The following is a 19,135-nucleotide window of genomic DNA, read 5'->3' on the forward strand; positions in this document are numbered from 1 at the left end:
AGTTTGAGGTTGGGTTATCTGCATGTGACTTTCGGGCCGAGGAACAGTGTTGAGCGCTGGTTTAGGACGTTGAAGGAGAGGACGAAGCGTTTCTGGAATAATTTCAGGGGTAAAGACTGGAGGAGGGTTCATAGGTTTGTTTTTCTGTTTGCCTTCTGGTATAATTTTGTCAGAATTCATTCTAGTTTTGGTGATCCGCCTGGTGATGTTACTGAATGGCTTCAGGAGGTGATGCCCCAGTTATCCTAACAGTATCAAACAACGTTAAATTTTTCGACGATTGTTGTGCCTTCTCTAAACCTAAATAAGCAGTTACGTTGTCATTTTATTTAAAACTCATAGCTCAACTGCAGACACATTATTTGTTTACTTTAAGTATAAACGCAATCTCAAAGCAAAACTTTAAGTTCATCTACCCCACTTCTCATGGGGTGTTGAAATGATATATGCGATAGGTGAACTTCTGATAGATTTCATCGCAAAAGAAGAGGGAAAACTAAAAGACGTTAGAGAATTTGAAAAGCATCCCGGTGGCGCTCCAGCCAATGTTGTCGTTGGCCTGAGAAGACTTGGAGTAAAAAGTGCACTGATAAGCAAAGTCGGCGATGATCCTTTTGGTGAATTTCTTATAGAAGAACTCAAAAAAGAGGGAGTGGAAACAAAATACATAATAAAGGACACCAACAAACACACCGGAGTAGTCTTTGTCCAGCTTGTGGGGGCAAAGCCCGAGTTTATACTGTACGATGGTGTGGCTTACTTCAACATAAGGAAGGAAGAAATGCAATGGGACTTTATGAAGGATGCCGAGCTTTTGCATTTTGGAAGTGTCCTCTTCGCGAGAGAACCAAGCAGGTCAGCAGTCTTTGAGGTTCTTAGGGAGATTAAAGGAAAGATCCCCATTAGTTATGATGTCAACATCAGACTTGACCTTTGGAGAGGAAGAGATGAGGAAATGCTTAAAGATATAGAAGAAGCCCTTAAGCTTGCGGACATAGTAAAAATCGGGGATGGGGAACTAGAGTACCTCAACAAAAACGGAATAGCACTTGAGGACTTCAACTTCGCTCTTGTGGCAATAACAAAAGGAGCCGAAGGCAGCACAATTATCCACAAAGACATAAGGGTTGATGTACCTTCGTTTAAAGTTGAGCCTGTAGATACTACCGGAGCCGGGGATGCATTCATGGCAGCTTTGTTGGCTTCTCTTTTCTATATGAAACGGCTGAACAGACTGGAGTTCTCCAAAGAAGAGCTAAAAGAGTTAGGGAGCTTCGCAAACCTGGTGGCCGCGCTATCCACTACAAAACGCGGAGCCTGGAGCGTGCTGAGTTTAAAAGAGGTTTTGAAGCATAGAAAATTCAGCTTTCTTCCGTAGGCTCTTCTTTTTTACCAAAAAGCCCGATCAAATCATGAAGTATTGCCAAATCTATTGCAGCGTTTAACGACTGAAAGATAGCCCCTCCCATCAGCATTAAGAGCGCAAAGAAAAAGTCTATGCCTTTATATGCGATCGTTATTTTTACAGCTCTTTTTTCACCCCTGACTATTCCCCATGCAAGGAGAAAGTTCAGAAGGCCAAAAATAAGCAACATGTACCTTTCGCTTCCAAAAGCGCTGGCTGAGTAATACAAAAGGAAAAATGATTGGAGAAACAGCAGATACACAGCAACTTTCATCGGCCCTCACTCAAGTACCTTTCAAATGCCTCAACATATTTAAACCCATCGTCCGGGAAGATCAAGACTGCCGTTCCCGGATACTTGTCGCGAATTCTCTCAAATGCCTTGACCACTGCACCTGAACTTAGCCCTATTAAAAGACCATCTCTTCTGGCCACTTGTATAGAGCCTTCGATTGCTTCCCTCTGGGTTACCTCAACCACTTCATCAATTTCCACTTCAAAAAACCACTTCGGCTTTGTTTCAAGCCTCTTTATGCCGGGTATTTTTTCACCTTTCGCTGGAACTACGCCAACAACCTTTGTACCGTAGCGCTCCTTGAAGTATTTTGCAAGTCCCGCTATGTGTCCTGAAGTCCCTATTCCCGCAACGATTACATCTGCCTCCTGCCCTATGCTTTTAAGCTGCTCATCTATTTCCCTTGCAGTGTATCTGTAGTGGGCTTCAAAGTTATCATCGTTCTCAAACTGGTTCAGGTTTACTGCTTTTGCCTTTTCTGCTTCTTTTTTGACGAACTCTATCATCTCCCTGTCAATAACGTCAAATTCTGTTTTTACCACCTCAGCACCAAGAACTTTCAACAGAGTCTGGGTTGTGTTGGGAGTAGGTTTTGGGAGATAAGCCCTGAACTCAATGCCAAAGACGTTTGACATGGCCGCCATGGCGATGCCAACATTTCCCGAGGTTGCCTCAAAAAGTCTCCTCGTGCCGTTAATGTCCCCCCTTTTCATGGCGTTCATTATGAGGTTAAAAACGGCCCTGTCTTTTATGCTTCTGCTGAACGGGTTAAAGAACTCCAGTTTGGCAAAATACATCCCCCCTACCGTCCGAAAGGGAAAGCTTAAGCAGGGGGGTAGGCTTGAACTTTTCAAAGAGCTCAATTGCACTGTTAAACACGTTCACTTTTAACCACCATAGTGGCATCCCAACTGCGCATTATAAATGTTTCGTTTGCGGCAATCTTACACAAAAATGTGTAATTAGCATTCCCTGCCAAACACTTCCCTGTAAATCTTTTTGAACTCACCAAGGGCTCCTCTTATTACCGGGTGCTTCGGTACAAAATTACAGCCCTCCTCAGGCTCTACGCTTATCTCAAACGTTCCTATTTCCTTTGCGATTCTTTCTATCTCTATTTTGTCCAGCCCTATAAGGGGCCTGAGTACCGGTAAATCCGTTGCGAGAGTTATTATCAGGAGATTATCCAGTGTTTGGGAGGCAACTTGGCCGAGGGAATCTCCTGTGATTATTGCCATTGCACCTTTTTCTTTTGCTATCTCAGTGGCCTTCATGAACATGGTGAATTTGCAAAAAACACATATCCACTTTCCTTTTTTCAACTCCACTAGTCTGTCAAAGACAGGTTTTTGGTATTCAAAAACATCAACGACTATTAGCTCCTCCAAGCTCTCTGGAAAAAGTTCCTTAAGCCTCTGCCAGATTCTTCTAACCTTTTGATAATTGGTTTCACTCTGCTTAAAGTGGATCGGGTAGACCGTAAAGCCCTTTTTGAGCATTAAGTATATGGCCACAGGTGAATCTATTCCCGAGCTTAAGAGGGCAACAGCTTTCATTTTTCCACCTCCAAGGTTAGATACACTATCCAGGCGTTTATGAAGAGAGCTCCTACAAGCTCCGGGATAGCGAGTCCGTCAAATACCCTGGTGAGATAAAGCATTACTATAAAAACTATGGGACTGCCAAGAAGCCATATGAGGACAGATTTCTTTTTTCTCACTCTCTTTAAACCACAGATAAATATGTCTGCAACGAGCAAGATGTAAAAGGACAGTGCAAAAAACGAGTGGGGCTCATACTCTTCGGGAAAAATCCCTACAAGCAACAACGACACCATTCCAAGGGGAAAAAGGACTGTGACTCTCTTCTCCTTCAGCATTTCAACCCCAAATACAAAGCCAAGAAAGCCGAGAAAGACGAGCAGAGAATTAAAAACATACCCTATAGGGTTTTTAATAGACCCCATGTCGCTGAGGGCATTTTCAGTTAAAGAAAACCAGGGATTTAAGTAAATCGCAATAAAGATTCCACCAAAAGTAAGAAACGGAAAGAAAAGCCCCAAAATTCGTACCCACCTTTTCATTGACATCCCCTTTTCCGCGGCTCTTCGCCGAAGATTGCCTTATAAAGCTTTTTGAACTCCTCCCAAGAGCCCCTTATCACTGGATGCTCCGGGATAAAGGGTATTTCATCTTCCGGGAGTATAGAGAGCTCAAAGGTCCCAATGTTCTTTGCAATCTCCACCATCTCCTCTTTATCCATCCCTACCAGCGGCCTATAGATTGGAAGATCGCTTGCTTGACTTACTATGTACATATTCTCCAGTGTTTGAGATGCCACCTGGCCCAGGGAGTCCCCCATAACGATCCCTTTTGCCCCAAATTCCCTTGCAATCTTGTCAGCTTTTTTGACCATCATATACTTGCAGAAAACACACGTGTAATTTTCTTTTTTAAGCTGCTTCAGCGTTTGAATAATTTTCTCCCTTTCCTGCGGTTTAACCACTATCAGGTCACTTTTGCCCCCGTAATGGTATTTCTTGAGCTGGTTCCAGATCTTCCTGACCTTTTCAAGGGTCTTCTCTCCCATGTAAATGTGAACAGGGATCACTTCACACCCTCGCTTCATCATCAGAAAAGCAGCAACCGGCGAGTCTATACCCCCACTTAAAAGAGCCACAACCTTCCCTTGGGTTCCTACTGGAAGACCCCCAAACCCCGGGACTTTCTCGACGTAGATGTATGCCTTCCCTTCCATCAGCTCGATGCCAACTTCAATGTCATACTCCTTCAGATCTACCTTACAGCTCTCATTGTTCAGTATGTACTCACCAACTTTGGCAGCCAGCTCCTGGCTTTTGAGGGGAAATTCCTTGGTTATTCTCCTTACAGTTACTCTAAACTTCGGCTCTTCTATTCCATGTGTTCTCAGCTTTCTCCTAAAAAGTTTTAGAGAAGTTTTGTATATCTTCTCAAGCTCCGCATCTATTTCAGCCGCAGGTGAAAGCGAGACGATCCCAAAAACCCTCTTAAGGACTTCCACGCCTTCTTCCGCTTTGTTTGTCTTTACTATGATCCTGCCGTGCTTTGCAAAGACGTTCTTGTACTCTATGTCCTCACTTACCAGAGCTTCTTTTATGTTGTTGATTAAAATATTCTCAAACCATCTCCGAGTTTTTGGAGACTTTGTCCCTATCTCACCGTATCTGACTATTATGGCATTTAGCATTCTCTTCCACCAAGTTCAGATTATTTTGAGGACTTGCTCTAGAGACTTTCTCCTCGGTCTGGGGGCGATTTTTTCAGCAGGATACCCTACGGGAACTAACCCCACAAGGTACCAGTTCTCACCGAGTTCCGCCATTTCTCTAAGCTCTTTCTGATATTTCTCCAGGCTGGTGACCCCTATGTAGCACGTTCCCAGGCCAAGCTCCACCGCCTTTAACATGAGGTTTTCTATCGCCATCGCTGCACTTTCAACGCTCCATAGAAATTCTACTTCCTTATACTCTTCCCCTTTTAAGAAGCGTGTTTCTTTATCGATAAAAACCCCTATATAAACCGGAGCTCTGTACATTCCGTTTTCAAATACTCTTGTTTTTAGCTTCTCTATTTTTTCCTCAGATAAGCCATGCGCGCGATAATACTCCGCATGAGCCTCATAGATTATCTCATGAATTCTTTTCCCGAGGTTCTCGTCTTTATAAACTACAAAAAGCCAGTTTTCAAGACCGCTTGCGGTAGGTGCTCTTATTGCCGCTTCTATAAGCTCTTTGAGCTTCTCTTCTTCAACGCTTCTCTCCTCGTAATATCTTACAGACATTCTGTTAAATATCGCATCAGCTAATTCCATCTCAACCACCAATAAATCCTCCGTTTATTTGGGTTAATATACTTTAAGGAGAAAAGAAGAAAACTAGGACGGTAGAATTCATCCTCTGATTATTCTCATCTCAAATTCTTCGACAGGGACTTTGAAGTCTTCCCTGCTGCTGATGTCTCCTCTGTTAAAGAGGATTTCTCTTGCGAGTATCCAGTAGATCAAAGCCAAAGATTTCCTTCCCTTGTTGTTTGTTGGGATTGCCAAGTCCACGTAGCTCAAAAGGTTCTCTGTGTCAACAAGGGCTACTATTGGGATTCCAATTTCTATTGCTTCTTTCAGTGCTTGGTGGTCTGCCCTTGGGTCAGTTACTATGAGAACATCGGGTTCAAAGAAGTTCCTAACCTGTGGGTTTGTCATTGTTCCGGGTAGGAATCTTCCCGGGATTGACCTTGCTCCAGTAACTTCTCCAAACTTTTTGACTGGCTTTTGACCGTAAAGCCTTACGCTTACTGCCAATATTGTGTCTGGGTCGAACTTTGCAAGGAACTTTCCTGCAGCCCTGAGTCTTTCATCGGTTTTCCTTACGTCGAGCACGTATAATCCATCTTGCCTTACCCTGTATATGAAGCGCTTCATATCCTTTGTTTTTTGCTGTGTTCCAATGTGAACACCTGCAGCCAGATATTGGTCGAGTGGAACCAAATACTCTTCCATTTTCTTCACCCCTCAAACGTTATTATTCTTCCTCTTTCACCCAAATCTTCAGCTATCCTAATAAGCTCGTTTATTTTAACGAGAGAGTCCTCGTAGAGCATTATAGCGGGGCACTTGAACCCCACTGCCAAGTGGGCCAAAGCGTCATCAGCAGATTCATACTTCGCTTCCGCCAAGATTGGAGTTATTCTTTCAGATTTAACATCATTAATCAGGTTGTAAAGGTCTGTGAGAGTGCCAAGGTTAATCGGTTTAATTGAAAGAGCATTGTAGTATCTTCTATCTAGAATGTCCTTTGTCCTGAAGAGATATTCCCCATCAACAAATACCCCGTGTGTTCCTGCTATAAGTTCAAGGAAGAGCTCCTCTTCGCCTAAGGGCTTGATATAGGAGATGTTGTAGTCCTCGACTTTTTGCAGGACTTCTTCCATGTCCATCTCTTTCTTCTGCACTATTCCAAGAGACACCTCAAGTCCAAGTTCATCTCCTGCCACTTCTGAAGCTCTTGAAAGCTCCTGGAGGCTAATGCCCTTTGCATGCTCCTTTATTTTTACCATTGCATCTACTACGTCTGAGATCTCCATTAAATCCTTAACCAAGACAAGGTACTCAAAGGTTTCATCCTCTGCAAACCTCAATATTGGGACTGGAAGCTCTGTGGTAAATGTTCCTCCTAGGTAGCTGTAAAGGGGGATGTTTTTGGCATTTGAAGCGGCTTTTGCCACGGCAATTGAAACTGCCAAAGCGGTGTTTGCCCCTATGTGGCTTAGATTCTCTGTTCCATCTATTTCCCAGAGGTAGCTGTCTATGAGCTCCTGCTCCTGTGAATCAAACCCAATAAGTTCCGGCCCAATTATTTCATCAACTTCGCTAACCGCTCTATGGGCTTCTACTATGTAAAGAGCCGGACTCTCATCTACAGGGGCGGCAAATCTGCCAAACCCTGAATTCGTTATAACGTCAACTTCAATTGAATACTTCCCGCCTTTGAGGATTGAAAGTCTGCCAACTATGTTTTCGATTATTGTCATCCCACATCAACTCGGACGTATAACTGTTATTGGGATTATACCCTTCTCAAACTCCATTATTGCGGCGTCTAAAGGTGTGATCCCTTCGGGTACGTCAATCAACACAGGAGCCCCCATGGCGATCTGCAGTGCCCTTGCTCCTATTATACGCGCCTTCTCAAATCTTGTGTATCTAAACATCTTTCTCACCTATGCAAATTTTGGTGGGGCCGCCGGGATTTGAACCCGGGTCTCCGGCACCCCAAGCCGGGAGGATAGACCAAGCTACCCCACGGCCCCCCAAAGAAATGTGGTTTTTTCAATACACTCTGTAATGCATTATCTCATCTATCAGCTCAACGTGGCTGAGGATCATTCTCCTGCAGCAGTACCTCTCGAGCCCAAGCTCATCGAGTACTTTTTCGGGGTCTTCCCCCTTTTCAACACGCTCTTTGAATATGTAGTATTTATCTCCAATCACCTTTCCACAGGTGAAACATCTCACGGGAACTATCAAGCGAATCACCTTTTGGGTTTTTAAATTTTAAGGAAGGTTTGAAGGAAATCAACGGTAACTCTTTTGTCTCTTTGCTCTTGGACCCTTTGTGGAGCGGTTTGGCTTGTGTGGTTCTGTTCTTCTTGAGTCGCCAACAAGCATAGTTCTGTCATACTTCATAAACTTTTCTTTGAGGTTCATGTCACCAGTCCATTCTACCAATGCCCTGGCTATTGCAACCCTCGCAGCCTCGGCCTGTCCCATAAAGCCTCCGCCTTCGACCTTGACATCAATGTCCACTTTGCTAACTATCTCCTCGCCTGCAAGGACGAGTGGCTCCATTATTGTAAAGCGAGCTATTTCTGGCTCAATGATCTCAACTGGCTTGCCGTTTATCCTAACTCTCCCCTTGCCTTCTCTTATGGTAGCCCTCGCAATGGCAGTTTTCCTCTTTCCTGCAGTTTGGATTACCTTCATTATCATCACCTCAGAACTTTCCACCAAGGAATTGAGCAACCTCTCCAACAGTTACATACTTTGGAGTTTTAAGCCTTGACATGTGAGCCTCAGCTATTGTCTCAAACTCTTTGCCCTCAAATTCCTTTGGCACTCCCGCATAGACTTTAAGCCTCTTAAAGGCCTTTCTTCCTTTGTCGGTTTTCCATGGAAGCATGCCCCTAATGGTTCTCCTAACTATTTCGTCACTTCTCTTTGGATAGAAGGGACCTCTTCTTGGGTTGGTTCTTGTCCTTAGTTCTGTTCTTTGCTTGTACTTCTCGAAGATGAACTCTCTGTTTCCAGTAATGATTGCCTTTTCAGCGTTAACGATAACCACTTCTTCTCCTTCGAGGAGCATCTTAGCGACTTTTGAAGCGAGCCTTCCAAGTATTAAACCATCAGCGTTAATAATCCTCATGGCCCATCACTCCATTATGATTACTCCACTACCTTTTGGATTTCTCTCCACAAGCTCTTCGATTGTTATCGCTTCTCCACCGGCCTGGATAATCTTCTCTCTCGCCTTTTCACTGAACTTCCATGCGGCAACTATGACCTTGTGATCCAGATTTCCAGCTCCAAGAACACTTCCTGGGACTATTACCATATCCCCTTCCTTGGTGTACCTGTTTATTCTGCTAAGGTTTACCTCAGCTCTCTGTCTTCTTGGTCTTTCCAAGCGCCAAGCTATGTCCTTCCATATCTTAACGTTCTCTTCGTTGGACTTCTTTCTCAAATAGCGAATGAGCCTTCTTAAATTAATATCAGTTGGACCAGTCCTCTTCATAAGCATTCCTCCTTCTACTTACTTCTCGCACCGAGGGACGGGGTGATCATTATGGTGCGGGGGCGGGGATTTGAACCCCGGAACCCCTACGGGACGGGACCCTAAATCCCGCGCCTTTGGCCAGGCTCGGCTACCCCCGCGCTATTCGGCTAATTTATGAAGCTCGTTTATAAATTTATCGCTCTTTCTCATTAAAATTTTGAGCGCTAAGCTTACCATTTCCTCAACCGGGAGCTCTCCGTTGCTTTCTACTGTAAAGACGAAAGTATTTGGTACCACTTCCTCTTTAATTTTATCTCCCAGATACTGGTCAAATTCCCTTGGTAAGTAAAAGCTCGTCAGAGTAGTTATGATAAGCTCATTCTCGTTTTCTTCAACGGGAAGCTTCTTCCTGACTGCAAGCTCTTTAATCTTCTCCCAGTTGGGGATTTCCTTGCTTACGTGGATTTTTGTAAGGTACTTGTAGTATGCAAAGCCCGGCTGCCACTTTGCGTGGTCTTTTCCTCTGCCAAGCTTTGCATATGCATTAAACACAAGCCTCTGTCCTTCGGTCAGCTTTACTATCGGGATATCTGGAGTTACCGGCTTTACGTCCGGATCATCACTTTTTAGATCCCCCGAGTAAACTATAGCCGGACCCTCAGCTTCCAGACTCAGTGTAACGGTGTGATCATCCAGCTCTAAAGCGTCAAGCTCAAACCTATCTGAGGGTGTTGTTAGGGGAACTAATGCCAGTCTGTGAGCAATTATCTCATCAAAAAGGGCGGAATCGTTCTCGTAGAATTCCACTTCATCAACGGCAAAAGTTGGAACTTCCCCTATTATTGTCCTTCTAAGTGCGTTTGCAAATGCAACATCAACTCCCTCTAAAACGAAGCGGATTGCATTTTCCCTTTTCTCAAGAATTTTTATTTGCATTTTTCTCACCAAAAAAAGAAGTTGTGAAGGGAAGTCAGACTCTTCTTCCCCTTCTACCGCCCTTTGGTCTTGTACCATCGTGCGGTATTGGTGTGACATCCTCAACTCTGCCTATCCTGAGCCCTGCTCTTGCGAGAGCTCTAATAGCCGCCTGTGCTCCAGGCCCTGGGTTCTTGCTTTTGCTTCCACCTGGTGCTCTAACTTTTATGTGAACGCCGACAATGCCCTTTTCGAGGGCTTCTTCAGCGGCTCTCTTAGCGGCAATCATTGCAGCGTAGGGAGATGACTCGTCTCTATCTGCCTTGACGACCATTCCACCGCTCCATCTTGAGATTGTCTCAGCACCAGTTAAATCGGTGATGTGGATGATTGTGTTGTTGTATGATGCATAAATGTGGGCAACTCCCCATTTTTCTTTCTTTTTGATGTTAACTTCCTCACTCATTGTGCCTCACCCTTTTGAGCAGCTTCAATAACCATTCTCTCTGGGTGCTGTGAGTTGGCAAATGGTGAAGTCTTTGCGTATGTTATACCGTCTTCCTCTTCCTTAAGTACCAAGTAGCTTGGAGACCTTATTATCTGGCCGTTTACCTCAATGTGTCCGTGGACAATTAGCTGTCTGGCCTGCTTTATTGTCCTCGCAAGTCCCTTCTTAAATACCATTGTTTGTAGTCTTCTCTCGAGGATGTCTTCGATTGTAAGTGAGAGCACATCATCAAGTTGAGCTCCCTCTTGGAGCAATCCCAATCTGACCAATCTCTGTAGGAGCTGAGCCCTCTCAATTTCTGCCTGCTTGCCCATAGCAGCCAGCAATTTCCTCGCTCTTCTTCTGAAGTTCTTAAGCTGGGTCTCGTGCTTCCAAAGCTCCTTCTTGTTCTTAAGAGCATACCTTTGCATTAAAACTCTCTCTCTGTCGAGTCTCTCCTTAATCCATGGATGAGAGGGAGTCTCATACCTTTTCCTTTGCCTTTTTGGATCTCCCATCTATATCACCTCACTTCTTCCTTCTGCTAACACCAACTGTGCTTCCTCTTCTGAAGTTTGACTTAGTTCTCTGTCCTCTCAATGGAAGGCCAAGCTCGTGTCTAATACCTCTGTAGGCTCTGATTCTCCTGAGCCTGTTTACGTCTTCACGCCATGCCATGACAAGCTTTGCTCCAGTGAGGTGTATGTCTTTTCCAGTCTCGTAGTCCTTTGGTCTGTTAACTGCCCATGCAGGAATGCCGTGCTTCACAGGGTCTTCAAGCACAGCCTCAATAGCTGCTACTTGTTCATCTGTGAGGTAACCGGCTTTCATTTTTGGGTCCAGTCCTGCAACTCTGCATATCATTGTTGCAAAGTTTATTCCTATGCCCCTAATTCCGGTGAGGGCCCATCTAAGTTGTTTGTGTCCGTCTATATCAACATTCGCTACACGCACGATATGTCTAAAGTTAGCCATTATAAGCACACCTCCACAAGTTAATCCTTCAACGAGGATTTTGGCGCCGGGACGGGGATTTGAACCCCGGCGGGCAAACGCCCACGGGCTCTCAAGGCCCGCGCCATCCCAGGCTAGGCGATCCCGGCATACACCCTAAAGCCTGAGCCCTTCGCGATTTCTTTTACTTCTTTGAAGTTCTCCTCCATGAGTCCCTTAATATACTTTGCGCCTTGGTTAGTGCGAATGACAATTTGAAGCACTCCTTCATCGTAGAGATAATGGGGTGCATTTATAACTATTTCCCTCAACACATCCTTCCCAGCATGCACAGGGGGATTCGTTATTATGCTGTGGAACATCTCCCCCTTCACAGGTTCATAGAGATTGCCCCATCTCACCTCGGCATTCTTAACGTTGTTGATTTTTAAGTTTTTCTTTGCTATGCTCACAGCTCTCTTGTTTATGTCGGTCATTACCACATAATCTACAAAGCGGGAAGCAACGATCCCAATCACTCCGTAACCGCATCCCAAATCAAGAACCCGCCAGTTTTTCTCAAGTATCATATTATTTACAAGGAGTTCTGTCCCTCTATCCAGCTTGCCAAAGGAAAAGACACCGCTGGCTGTTATAAATTTAAAACGCTCCCCCCTAATAAATACCTCAATCATCTTGGTCTTTAACGGAACATTTGGCTCTTGGGAATAATAGTGGCTCATGCTCGAAGATTGGAAGAGGGGTTTATAAAGTTGAACCTCTCCCCTTTGCCTACACAGCAACCTTTGCTTGCACAAAGCTTGACCAAAAAGCAATTACTGTTAAAAAGGAGCTGAAGAGAGTTTGTACGTGCTGTTACTGGGCTAGTTTTTAGGGCTTTCCAAGTCAGAAGTTGCCAGTCTTTAATGGGTTTACTCTCTCCTGCGCCCTTGGCGCTTATAAAGAAACCCCTTGTGAAAGAGGAAATTTTAAGGGAAGGCAACAAAATAATCGCCAAGAGAAAGAACACGTACTAACTTTGATGAAACTTTGCCTGCGCAAAGTTTCTACCACATCTTTGGATACCAGTCCCTTGGCATGAAGACCTTTTCCACATCTACTGCTATTCCTTTGGTCTTTGTGAGCATCTCCTGTGTGTTCATCTTTGCCTTGCCCAAAGCCACAAGCTCGTCTTTGAGGGTCATTATCGCCACGAGATCTCCATGCTTTATGCCTTTGTGAAGCTTCACTATTCCAGGGACAGCTAAATCAGCACCATGGGTTACAGCCGCAACTGCAGAGTCCCTTATCCACACTTTGGGTAAATGTTCAACTGCTTTCTCCATCGGCTGAATTGCCTTTCTGAAGTACTCTTCAATGCCATCCTCTTTCCAGAAGTGATAGGCATCTATAAGGTCGTGCAGGGTTACAAGAGTTTCATCTTCTTTAAACGGCCCGCTCCTTGTTCTCCTTAGCTCTGCCATGTGAGCGCCAACTCCCAAGGCCAGACCAATGTGATGAATGAGAGACCTTATGTAAGTGCCAGCCTCAACGCCGACCCTAAACAAAACATCTTTGCCATCTATTTCAATTATCTCAATGTAGTAAACTTTTCTTGTCCTGAGTCTTCTCTTAACGGCACTCCTTAGAGGAGGCCTTTGAATTATCTCACCTTCAAACTCCTTCATAACCGCCCTTATTTTCTCCTCTGGAACCTCCCCGTGGAGATGCATAAGAGCAACATACTCTTTACCTGCCGGTAAAAGTGCCTGAACAACTCTTGTGGCCCTTTCCAGAGCTACGGGCAAAACTCCAGTAACTTTTGGATCAAGAGTTCCACCGTGACCAGCTTTTTTAAGGTTCAGAAGTTTTTTAATCCATGCAACCACTTCATGGCTTGTAGGTCCGGGAGGTTTGTCAAGGTTTATGACCCCGAATTGCATGTGCATCTCAATCGGTCTTTTTTCTGGAGGAAGGCCCCATTTTGAATTGGTCTCGGCGTTTTCGTCCCTAACAACAACAACCTCTCTCTTAATATCAGCCGGGAGCATTAGCTTTCTCTCTCTTCTCTTTTCTTTCGCCATCGGTATCACCCAATGAGCGTTATCGAAGTTAATACCCCTCTTCCCTTTATAAAGGCTTAGGCGGAGCAGTAAAGTTATACTTGAAAAACCTCAACAACATGATAACTCAAAAAGTCTCTGATTTCGGGAGTAAGATTTATTTTGCTCACCTATCTTTACTTTAATACTCGACTCGGCAATTCAACCGAATAGTTCCAAAAGACAACACTAAAACCCCTGACGGTTTTCACATAAATAAGTGAGAAAATAAATAAGTGAAAATTGCTTATTTGAAATATTTGCCAAAACTACGGTGTAATAGGCTAATCCCTACTATCGAAAACACAACAAAAGATATCATTTCAGAAATAGGAATTTCTATCCCAAATAATATATTCCTAATTAAATCCGCACCAAATGAAATTGGATTAATTCTTGCTAATGTTTTGAGAACAGCTGGCATTAAGCTTACCGGATAATATGCGGTACTTATAAATATCATCGGCAAAAGGAATAATGAAGTTAATGAGTTAAAGCTTTGTTCTTCCCTCAAACTTGCTGCAATCCCCATCATAAATATTCCTACCGCAAAACTGCTAGAAAAAATTGCTAAAAATAAAACTGGAATATTATCAATTGATAGATATAACTCAGAACATATTGTTAATTTTGCAAGTAATAGGAACATTAATGCGTTAAAAGCTGAAAGTAATGAATGAATCAGTATTTTTACAAAAGGTACAAGCGATTTATTCATAGGAAGTGAAAGAAGGTCAAGTAAAGCGTGAGATTTTCGTTCTATAAATACTCTAGTAGCAGAGTTCAGTGATGAGTATATTACAACTAACATTATTATTCCGGGCAATATATAATTTAAATAAGATACCCCATTTATGGATGGCATGCCCTTATTCAGAGTATATCCAAAAACAAAAAGGTACATAAGAGGGGACAAAAAGGACGCTATCATAAAACCTACACTTCTTTTGTAGCTTAGAAGTTCTCTTTCAATTAATATTAATGTTTGCCCCAACATCACTTTTCTCCCTCCACCAATTCTACAAATATTTCATTCAAATCCTTTCCAGCATATCCTATTTCCTCTACTATACATTCTTCAAATAGAGATGCTAGTTCAGAGATTTTATATTGTGTGGGCGTCTCAAAATAAATTTCATTATTCTCCACTCTTGTCACGTTAAATCCAAGAACTTTGACCTTTTGAAGGAATTGTTTAGGAAAACCACACTTAATTCTATACAGCCGATCTATTCTGAAGTTACTCTTTAGATCAGATAACGCCCCATCAAAAATAATTTTTCCATTTTTTATAAAAATTATTTTATCACATAAATTTTCAACATCTTCCATATTATGAGTAGTGAGTATAATCGTCTTCCCATCCTCTTTTAGCGTCTTTATTATATTCCAAAGTTTTAGTTTAAAACTTGGATCACTTCCAGCAGTAGGCTCGTCTAAGATGATAAGCCTCGTACTTTCTGTTACACTAGCAAGACATCTTGCCACTTGAACTTTCTTTGCTAGACCTGGGCTTAGCTCCAAGAACAATTTTCTTCTATGTTCCTCAAGATTGAATGACTTAATATATTCTTCAGTTTTTATCTTTGCTCTTTTTTTAGGTATCCCCCTAAGACGTTGGTATAGATAAATATTTTCTTCAACAGTTAAAAAGGGATCTCCCGTAGCTTCTTGATGAGCAACAGCAATAAGTTGCTTAGCTTCAGTACTCTTTTTCAATACATTCATTCCAAATATTTTAACGTATCCGCTCCAGGGTTTTAGAATTCCTAATAATGTCAATATTGTTGTAGTTTTACCTGCACCATTGGGACCCAAATACCCAACTATTGTACCCTCGTCTATATTGAAACTTATCCCCTTTAGAATCTCTGTCTTTTTGTACCCTACTACTAAATTAGAGACTTCTACAGCAGCGTTCATAAATTATCACCTATCCGGATCTTTAAAAATTCCAGTGTAAGATCTTTATATAATTCTAAAATTTCTTTAGTAATATAAGAGCACGTTCTGTTGCGCAATTTCTCATCTCTTAATAATCTCAATGCAGTACACCCCCCTCCACAAAGTAGTGCATATGAACATTCTTTACAAGGCAGAGTTAATATACAGGTTTCTCTCCATTTTTTAAATGAATCATAAAATTGCAAATTTGGAATAAATTTCCCAACAGAAAATTCCTTTATGCCTACTACCACATCACAAGGATATATATCGCCATATAGATCGAAAACATATTGGTTTATATTAGCTTCACAATGTCTAAATTTGGGGAAGTATACGTTATTTTTATTGATTAAGTAATTTAATGACATTGCAAATGAATGGCCAGTAATTATTACCTCTTTAATCATCGAGGGGAAGTTCCTAACAAGGTACAATAGAGATTCCAATTCATTTTTTATACCTTCGGTTAATAAAGATTGATCAAGGTAGTTATACACTGACATAACATACAAGTGAACGTTTTTTCTCTTGAGAATACCAATCTCTTTTAAATAACAGTATAAATTATACACTGAGTTCTCTTTTCCTCGATGAACATGAATTCTTAACGCTATATGTGTCTTAGTGCTTATCTCATCAAGTAGAGAGCATAGATTATTTATTATAATATCAAAAGTCCCCTTTCCATTTGGGAATATTCTATATTTATCATGAGTGCTCTTATCTCCATCAAATGTAATCTGAATTGAATTAAATTCTTTAAGTAATGAAAGATAATGTGGTATTCCAACACCATTACTTACAACATTAAGAGCTAAATTTTGTTCTCTGCTTTCTTTTACTATTTGAGCAATAATATCAAATTCTCTTTTAATTGGAAGTAGTGGTTCACCCCCGAATATTGTTAATATAGACTTTACATTTGATTTCTTTGCAGCTTCTATTAGGTTTATTGCATGAAATAATTTCGATAAAGCTTTTTCAGAAATAAATTCAGGATCTTTTTTGATGCCCTTTTCATAGCAATATGTACACGTTAAATTACAATAATATGTTGGGATTACCATATAATGAAGTGGTAATGATTTCTCCTTTCTTATGAAATCTAAATATGCTCTCTCAACGTCTTTATTAAACTCATCTTCCGAACGGTATAACAACTTATTTTTTAACAAATCATGTATAGTATCACTACAACTTGAGTTTTCAGGATTGAGTAGATAATAGTATTCATTTCTCTTTAGCTTGTATATCTTGCCATGTAACGTATCCAATATAATGTAATTCCCTTCCTCTACGGGAATCTGAACCAAGTACTTATTAGTCTTCATAGCCATTACCCCATAAGCTTGTAATAGTTATCTATGAAATTCAGTTTTTCTTGCAAATTGGGAGTATTGAACCAATAAAACGAGACGTATATTGGAGGATGTTTTAAAATTTCCTCAACAATTTCTTGAGGTAAGTCTTGAGTTGATAATATAGTGTGCGAATATATGTTAAAGTATAATGGTTTTATTATGTCGTTCTCATATTTTTTCCGCAGTTCTGACATTGGTAAAGGTGCTAATCGTGAAAATCTAGTTTGTACCCCAAAATAATCCAAATATGTTATTGCATAAAAAGTTTTCAGGAAATCCTCGAAGTCTTCAAATGGATATCCCCAAATGAATGAAGCAGTAACATTTTTAATATAATCTAACGAGTTTATTACTACCTCTATAGCTTTGCCTATTGTAAAACCTTTATTTATTAAACGTAATATCCTATTACTCCCTGATTCAATACCATAAAATATCCCCTTACATCCAGAATCCATCAATGAAGTAAGAACATTATTATCTACTAAGTTTACTCTACCGAAGCAGGCATATTGTATGTCCAAGTCTGATTTCTGTATTTGCTCAGTAATTGAAAGAACTCTTTGTTTATTCAATGTAAATGTATCATCCGTAAAATGAATGTTCTTTACCCCATAATTTTCATTCAATAGTTTTAACTCCTCAATAACCCTTGAAACTCCTTTATAGATAACTTTCCGACCCCATAAGGGAGCCACATCACAAAAAGTGCATCTAAATGGACATCCACGAGATGTGTCTACAGTGACTTGATAATATTTTTTAAGGTTTATAAGATGATAAGCTGGAAATGGCAAAGCATCTAAGTCCTGAATCCTTTCTCTTTTTGGGGTTACTATAACCCTATCTCCATGCTTAAATGCAATCCCTTTTATATTAAGCAAATCCCTAGGAGTATATGAAATACCATTTCCTATAGTCCTCATTAACTCAAGTAGAGTGTATTCCCCTTCTCCAATACAGACGATATCTACACTGTCGTATGTGCTAAGCAGATTGTAACACACCTCTGATGGACCAGGCCCCCCAAGTATTATAATCTTTTCTGGAGTAATAGATTTTGCATATTTGGTAGCTAGCATGACCCATGGCAGTGAGTCCGTCATACATCCAATACCAACTATCTTCGAGTCAATGTTAGCTATAGTCTCACCAAGATGTTTATACCCCCATTTGTGTTTATAAAAAATATATTGGTAATCAATAACATCAACATCAAAATTATATTTCTCAAGAGTACCAGCCAGATATAAAATTCCAAGCGGAGTTTGAGGTTTAGACGATGATGAAACTACATTTATTAAAGTAATATCGGGCATTTGCTAAACCTCCTGCTTATTATTCTTTAAAAAGTTGAGATATTTCAAAGCTTGTTTATCAGCAGGATTGAGTTTCAAAGCATAATGGAGGTATTTGTGAGCTGTATCTAATTTATTATCCTTTAGGTATATTATTCCTAAGAGAACATAAGATTTTGAGTAGTTTGGACTTAGAGCTATTGACTTTTTCAAATATGTTATAGCGCTATTGTAGTCCTCAAGGGAATAATAGGATAATGCAATTAAGTATAATAATTTAGCCCGAATAAAATCTGAAGTAGGAGGTAACGAGGACAAAGCCTTGAGATAAGACGCAATAGCCTTTTCATATTGTCCTATGTAAGATTCTAAATTACCTAGTTCAAAATAAAGTTTCCATACACTATCCTTATATTTAGCTAAATACATAGAAGATTGAAAAACTTCTTGGAGTTGCTTCTTAAAAGCTATAGCTTCACTTATTTTGTTGTGCAATATTAGGATTCTGAGATATTTAGCAAAGAGAAATGGTGGAATATCATGTTTTATATATTCCTTAAAAACTCTGTTTAGAAGTAGATTACATTTCTCAAAATCTTTTTGTAGAATATAGACATTAAGTAATTTATTAATTACTTTTAAATTTTTTGGATCTTTTTCAAACAACATTTTAAGGTATCTTTCTCCTTTCTCTACATCACCCAGACATAATAATAAATATCCTTTGCAATATATATCCCCATCAACGTCTTTTTTTGGTATATCATCTCCCAACTTATCTAGGTACCCTTTAATCACTTTTTGCCCCCTCCAAGTGAAGTTAAAAAATAAAATAATAAAATTCAGTCAGAATCTGTACTTATAAATGCCCAAACTTGGAGACAACACGTCAATAATGTGGCGTCGTTTAAAGTTTCTGTAATGGCAGATTTGACATCAAACTCTTCCAACTCTTATCACCTCCGAAAATTTTACATACTCAATAAGTTGTTTTTATATTTAAAATACCCTAGTTCCCATTAGATCGTTAGAGTTATAAGCACTTAAGTCTTTTGGTTGATTGGTGGTTGTTATGAACTTTCA

25 protein-coding genes, 3 tRNA genes and 1 pseudogene are annotated in these 19,135 nt (G+C 40.9%); 2 read left to right on the top strand and 27 right to left on the bottom strand.

The window, feature by feature from the left end:
- Positions 1-249 (top strand): annotated as a pseudogene (locus GBV73_RS06860) (IS6 family transposase); the annotation flags it as partial.
- A gap of 190 nt (positions 250-439) precedes the next feature.
- Positions 440-1,378 (top strand): carbohydrate kinase, encoded by a 939-nt coding sequence (locus GBV73_RS06865; protein ID WP_152880309.1) that lies wholly within the window; start codon positions 440-442, stop codon positions 1,376-1,378.
- On the opposite strand, the gene GBV73_RS06870 is transcribed toward GBV73_RS06865, so the two are convergent.
- The 27 genes from GBV73_RS06870 to GBV73_RS11555 form a co-directional block, all read right to left on the bottom strand.
- A complete protein-coding gene (locus tag GBV73_RS06870; protein ID WP_042701357.1) occupies positions 1,362-1,679 on the bottom strand; it encodes a hypothetical protein in 318 nt (105 codons plus the stop codon). The genes GBV73_RS06865 and GBV73_RS06870 overlap by 17 nt on opposite strands.
- Positions 1,676-2,554, bottom strand: coding sequence for a pyridoxal-phosphate dependent enzyme (locus GBV73_RS06875; protein WP_256371117.1), 879 nt, complete (start codon positions 2,552-2,554; stop codon positions 1,676-1,678). The genes GBV73_RS06870 and GBV73_RS06875 overlap by 4 nt, the downstream gene beginning before the upstream one ends.
- A 108-nt stretch (positions 2,555-2,662) precedes the next feature.
- A complete protein-coding gene (locus GBV73_RS06880; protein WP_152880313.1) occupies positions 2,663-3,256 on the bottom strand; it encodes a hypothetical protein in 594 nt (197 codons plus the stop codon).
- Positions 3,253-3,783, bottom strand: coding sequence for a DUF998 domain-containing protein (locus GBV73_RS06885; RefSeq protein WP_152880315.1), 531 nt, complete (start codon positions 3,781-3,783; stop codon positions 3,253-3,255). The genes GBV73_RS06880 and GBV73_RS06885 overlap by 4 nt, the downstream gene beginning before the upstream one ends.
- Positions 3,780-4,928, bottom strand: coding sequence for a tRNA uracil 4-sulfurtransferase ThiI (gene thiI / locus GBV73_RS06890; RefSeq protein ID WP_152880317.1), 1,149 nt, complete (start codon positions 4,926-4,928; stop codon positions 3,780-3,782). The genes GBV73_RS06885 and thiI overlap by 4 nt, the downstream gene beginning before the upstream one ends.
- 15 nt (positions 4,929-4,943) lie before the next feature.
- Positions 4,944-5,552, bottom strand: a complete 609-nt coding sequence (locus GBV73_RS06895; RefSeq protein ID WP_152880334.1) for a nitroreductase family protein — start codon at positions 5,550-5,552, stop codon at positions 4,944-4,946.
- Between the two features lie 78 nt (positions 5,553-5,630).
- Positions 5,631-6,236, bottom strand: a complete 606-nt coding sequence (gene rpsB, locus GBV73_RS06900; RefSeq protein WP_042701372.1) for a 30S ribosomal protein S2 — start codon at positions 6,234-6,236, stop codon at positions 5,631-5,633.
- A gap of 5 nt (positions 6,237-6,241) precedes the next feature.
- Entirely contained in the window at positions 6,242-7,267 is a 1,026-nt protein-coding gene (locus GBV73_RS06905; RefSeq protein ID WP_042701374.1) for a hypothetical protein, read from the bottom strand.
- A 6-nt stretch (positions 7,268-7,273) separates the two neighbouring features.
- Positions 7,274-7,447: a DNA-directed RNA polymerase subunit K gene (locus GBV73_RS06910; protein WP_042701377.1), complete on the bottom strand. Its 174-nt coding sequence runs from the start codon at positions 7,445-7,447 to the stop codon at positions 7,274-7,276.
- A 21-nt stretch (positions 7,448-7,468) separates the two neighbouring features.
- Positions 7,469-7,546: transfer RNA gene (locus GBV73_RS06915), tRNA-Pro, on the bottom strand.
- A 19-nt stretch (positions 7,547-7,565) separates the two neighbouring features.
- Complete coding sequence (locus GBV73_RS06920; protein ID WP_152880319.1) at positions 7,566-7,763, bottom strand: DNA-directed RNA polymerase subunit N; 198 nt, start codon at positions 7,761-7,763, stop codon at positions 7,566-7,568.
- Positions 7,764-7,811: 48 nt separating this feature from the next.
- Positions 7,812-8,219 carry a 30S ribosomal protein S9 gene (locus GBV73_RS06925; RefSeq protein WP_042701381.1) on the bottom strand — a complete coding sequence of 136 codons (408 nt, stop codon included), beginning with the start codon at positions 8,217-8,219 and terminating at the stop codon, positions 7,812-7,814.
- A gap of 10 nt (positions 8,220-8,229) precedes the next feature.
- Positions 8,230-8,658, bottom strand: a complete 429-nt coding sequence (rplM, locus tag GBV73_RS06930) for a 50S ribosomal protein L13 (RefSeq protein ID WP_042701384.1) — start codon at positions 8,656-8,658, stop codon at positions 8,230-8,232.
- Positions 8,659-8,664: 6 nt separating this feature from the next.
- Positions 8,665-9,027 (bottom strand): 50S ribosomal protein L18e, encoded by a 363-nt coding sequence (locus GBV73_RS06935; protein ID WP_042701387.1) that lies wholly within the window; start codon positions 9,025-9,027, stop codon positions 8,665-8,667.
- 52 nt (positions 9,028-9,079) lie between these two features.
- A tRNA-Leu gene (locus GBV73_RS06940) sits at positions 9,080-9,167 on the bottom strand.
- 1 nt (position 9,168) lies between these two features.
- Entirely contained in the window at positions 9,169-9,954 is a 786-nt protein-coding gene (locus GBV73_RS06945) for a DNA-directed RNA polymerase subunit D (protein WP_371717053.1), read from the bottom strand.
- A 25-nt stretch (positions 9,955-9,979) separates the two neighbouring features.
- Entirely contained in the window at positions 9,980-10,390 is a 411-nt protein-coding gene (locus GBV73_RS06950; protein ID WP_004068754.1) for a 30S ribosomal protein S11, read from the bottom strand.
- Positions 10,387-10,929, bottom strand: coding sequence for a 30S ribosomal protein S4 (locus GBV73_RS06955; protein WP_152880323.1), 543 nt, complete (start codon positions 10,927-10,929; stop codon positions 10,387-10,389). The genes GBV73_RS06950 and GBV73_RS06955 overlap by 4 nt, the downstream gene beginning before the upstream one ends.
- 10 nt (positions 10,930-10,939) lie before the next feature.
- The gene (locus tag GBV73_RS06960) at positions 10,940-11,386 is read right to left on the bottom strand and encodes a 30S ribosomal protein S13 (RefSeq protein ID WP_152880325.1); all 447 of its coding nucleotides are present in this window, start codon (positions 11,384-11,386) and stop codon (positions 10,940-10,942) included.
- Positions 11,387-11,427: 41 nt separating this feature from the next.
- Positions 11,428-11,514: transfer RNA gene (locus tag GBV73_RS06965), tRNA-Ser, on the bottom strand.
- Positions 11,500-12,087, bottom strand: coding sequence for a class I SAM-dependent methyltransferase (locus tag GBV73_RS06970; RefSeq protein ID WP_152880327.1), 588 nt, complete (start codon positions 12,085-12,087; stop codon positions 11,500-11,502). The genes GBV73_RS06965 and GBV73_RS06970 overlap by 15 nt, the downstream gene beginning before the upstream one ends.
- 324 nt (positions 12,088-12,411) lie before the next feature.
- Positions 12,412-13,428 (bottom strand): RNA-guided pseudouridylation complex pseudouridine synthase subunit Cbf5, encoded by a 1,017-nt coding sequence (locus GBV73_RS06975; protein WP_152880329.1) that lies wholly within the window; start codon positions 13,426-13,428, stop codon positions 12,412-12,414.
- 265 nt (positions 13,429-13,693) lie between these two features.
- Positions 13,694-14,443 carry an ABC transporter permease gene (locus tag GBV73_RS06980; RefSeq protein WP_042699982.1) on the bottom strand — a complete coding sequence of 250 codons (750 nt, stop codon included), beginning with the start codon at positions 14,441-14,443 and terminating at the stop codon, positions 13,694-13,696.
- Entirely contained in the window at positions 14,443-15,369 is a 927-nt protein-coding gene (locus tag GBV73_RS06985; protein WP_042699985.1) for an ABC transporter ATP-binding protein, read from the bottom strand. Before GBV73_RS06985 ends, GBV73_RS06980 begins: the two co-directional genes overlap by 1 nt.
- Positions 15,366-16,724, bottom strand: a complete 1,359-nt coding sequence (locus tag GBV73_RS06990) for a radical SAM/SPASM domain-containing protein (protein ID WP_058945924.1) — start codon at positions 16,722-16,724, stop codon at positions 15,366-15,368. The genes GBV73_RS06985 and GBV73_RS06990 overlap by 4 nt, the downstream gene beginning before the upstream one ends.
- Positions 16,725-16,729: 5 nt before the next feature.
- Entirely contained in the window at positions 16,730-18,073 is a 1,344-nt protein-coding gene (locus GBV73_RS06995; protein WP_042699991.1) for a B12-binding domain-containing radical SAM protein, read from the bottom strand.
- Between the two features lie 3 nt (positions 18,074-18,076).
- Positions 18,077-18,850 carry a lipopolysaccharide assembly protein LapB gene (locus GBV73_RS11555; protein WP_042699994.1) on the bottom strand — a complete coding sequence of 258 codons (774 nt, stop codon included), beginning with the start codon at positions 18,848-18,850 and terminating at the stop codon, positions 18,077-18,079.
- Between the last annotated feature and the right edge of the window lie 285 nt (positions 18,851-19,135).

The organism is Thermococcus sp. 101 C5 (genome assembly GCF_009372125.1).
Classification (GTDB): Archaea; Methanobacteriota_B; Thermococci; order Thermococcales; family Thermococcaceae; genus Thermococcus_A; species Thermococcus_A bergensis.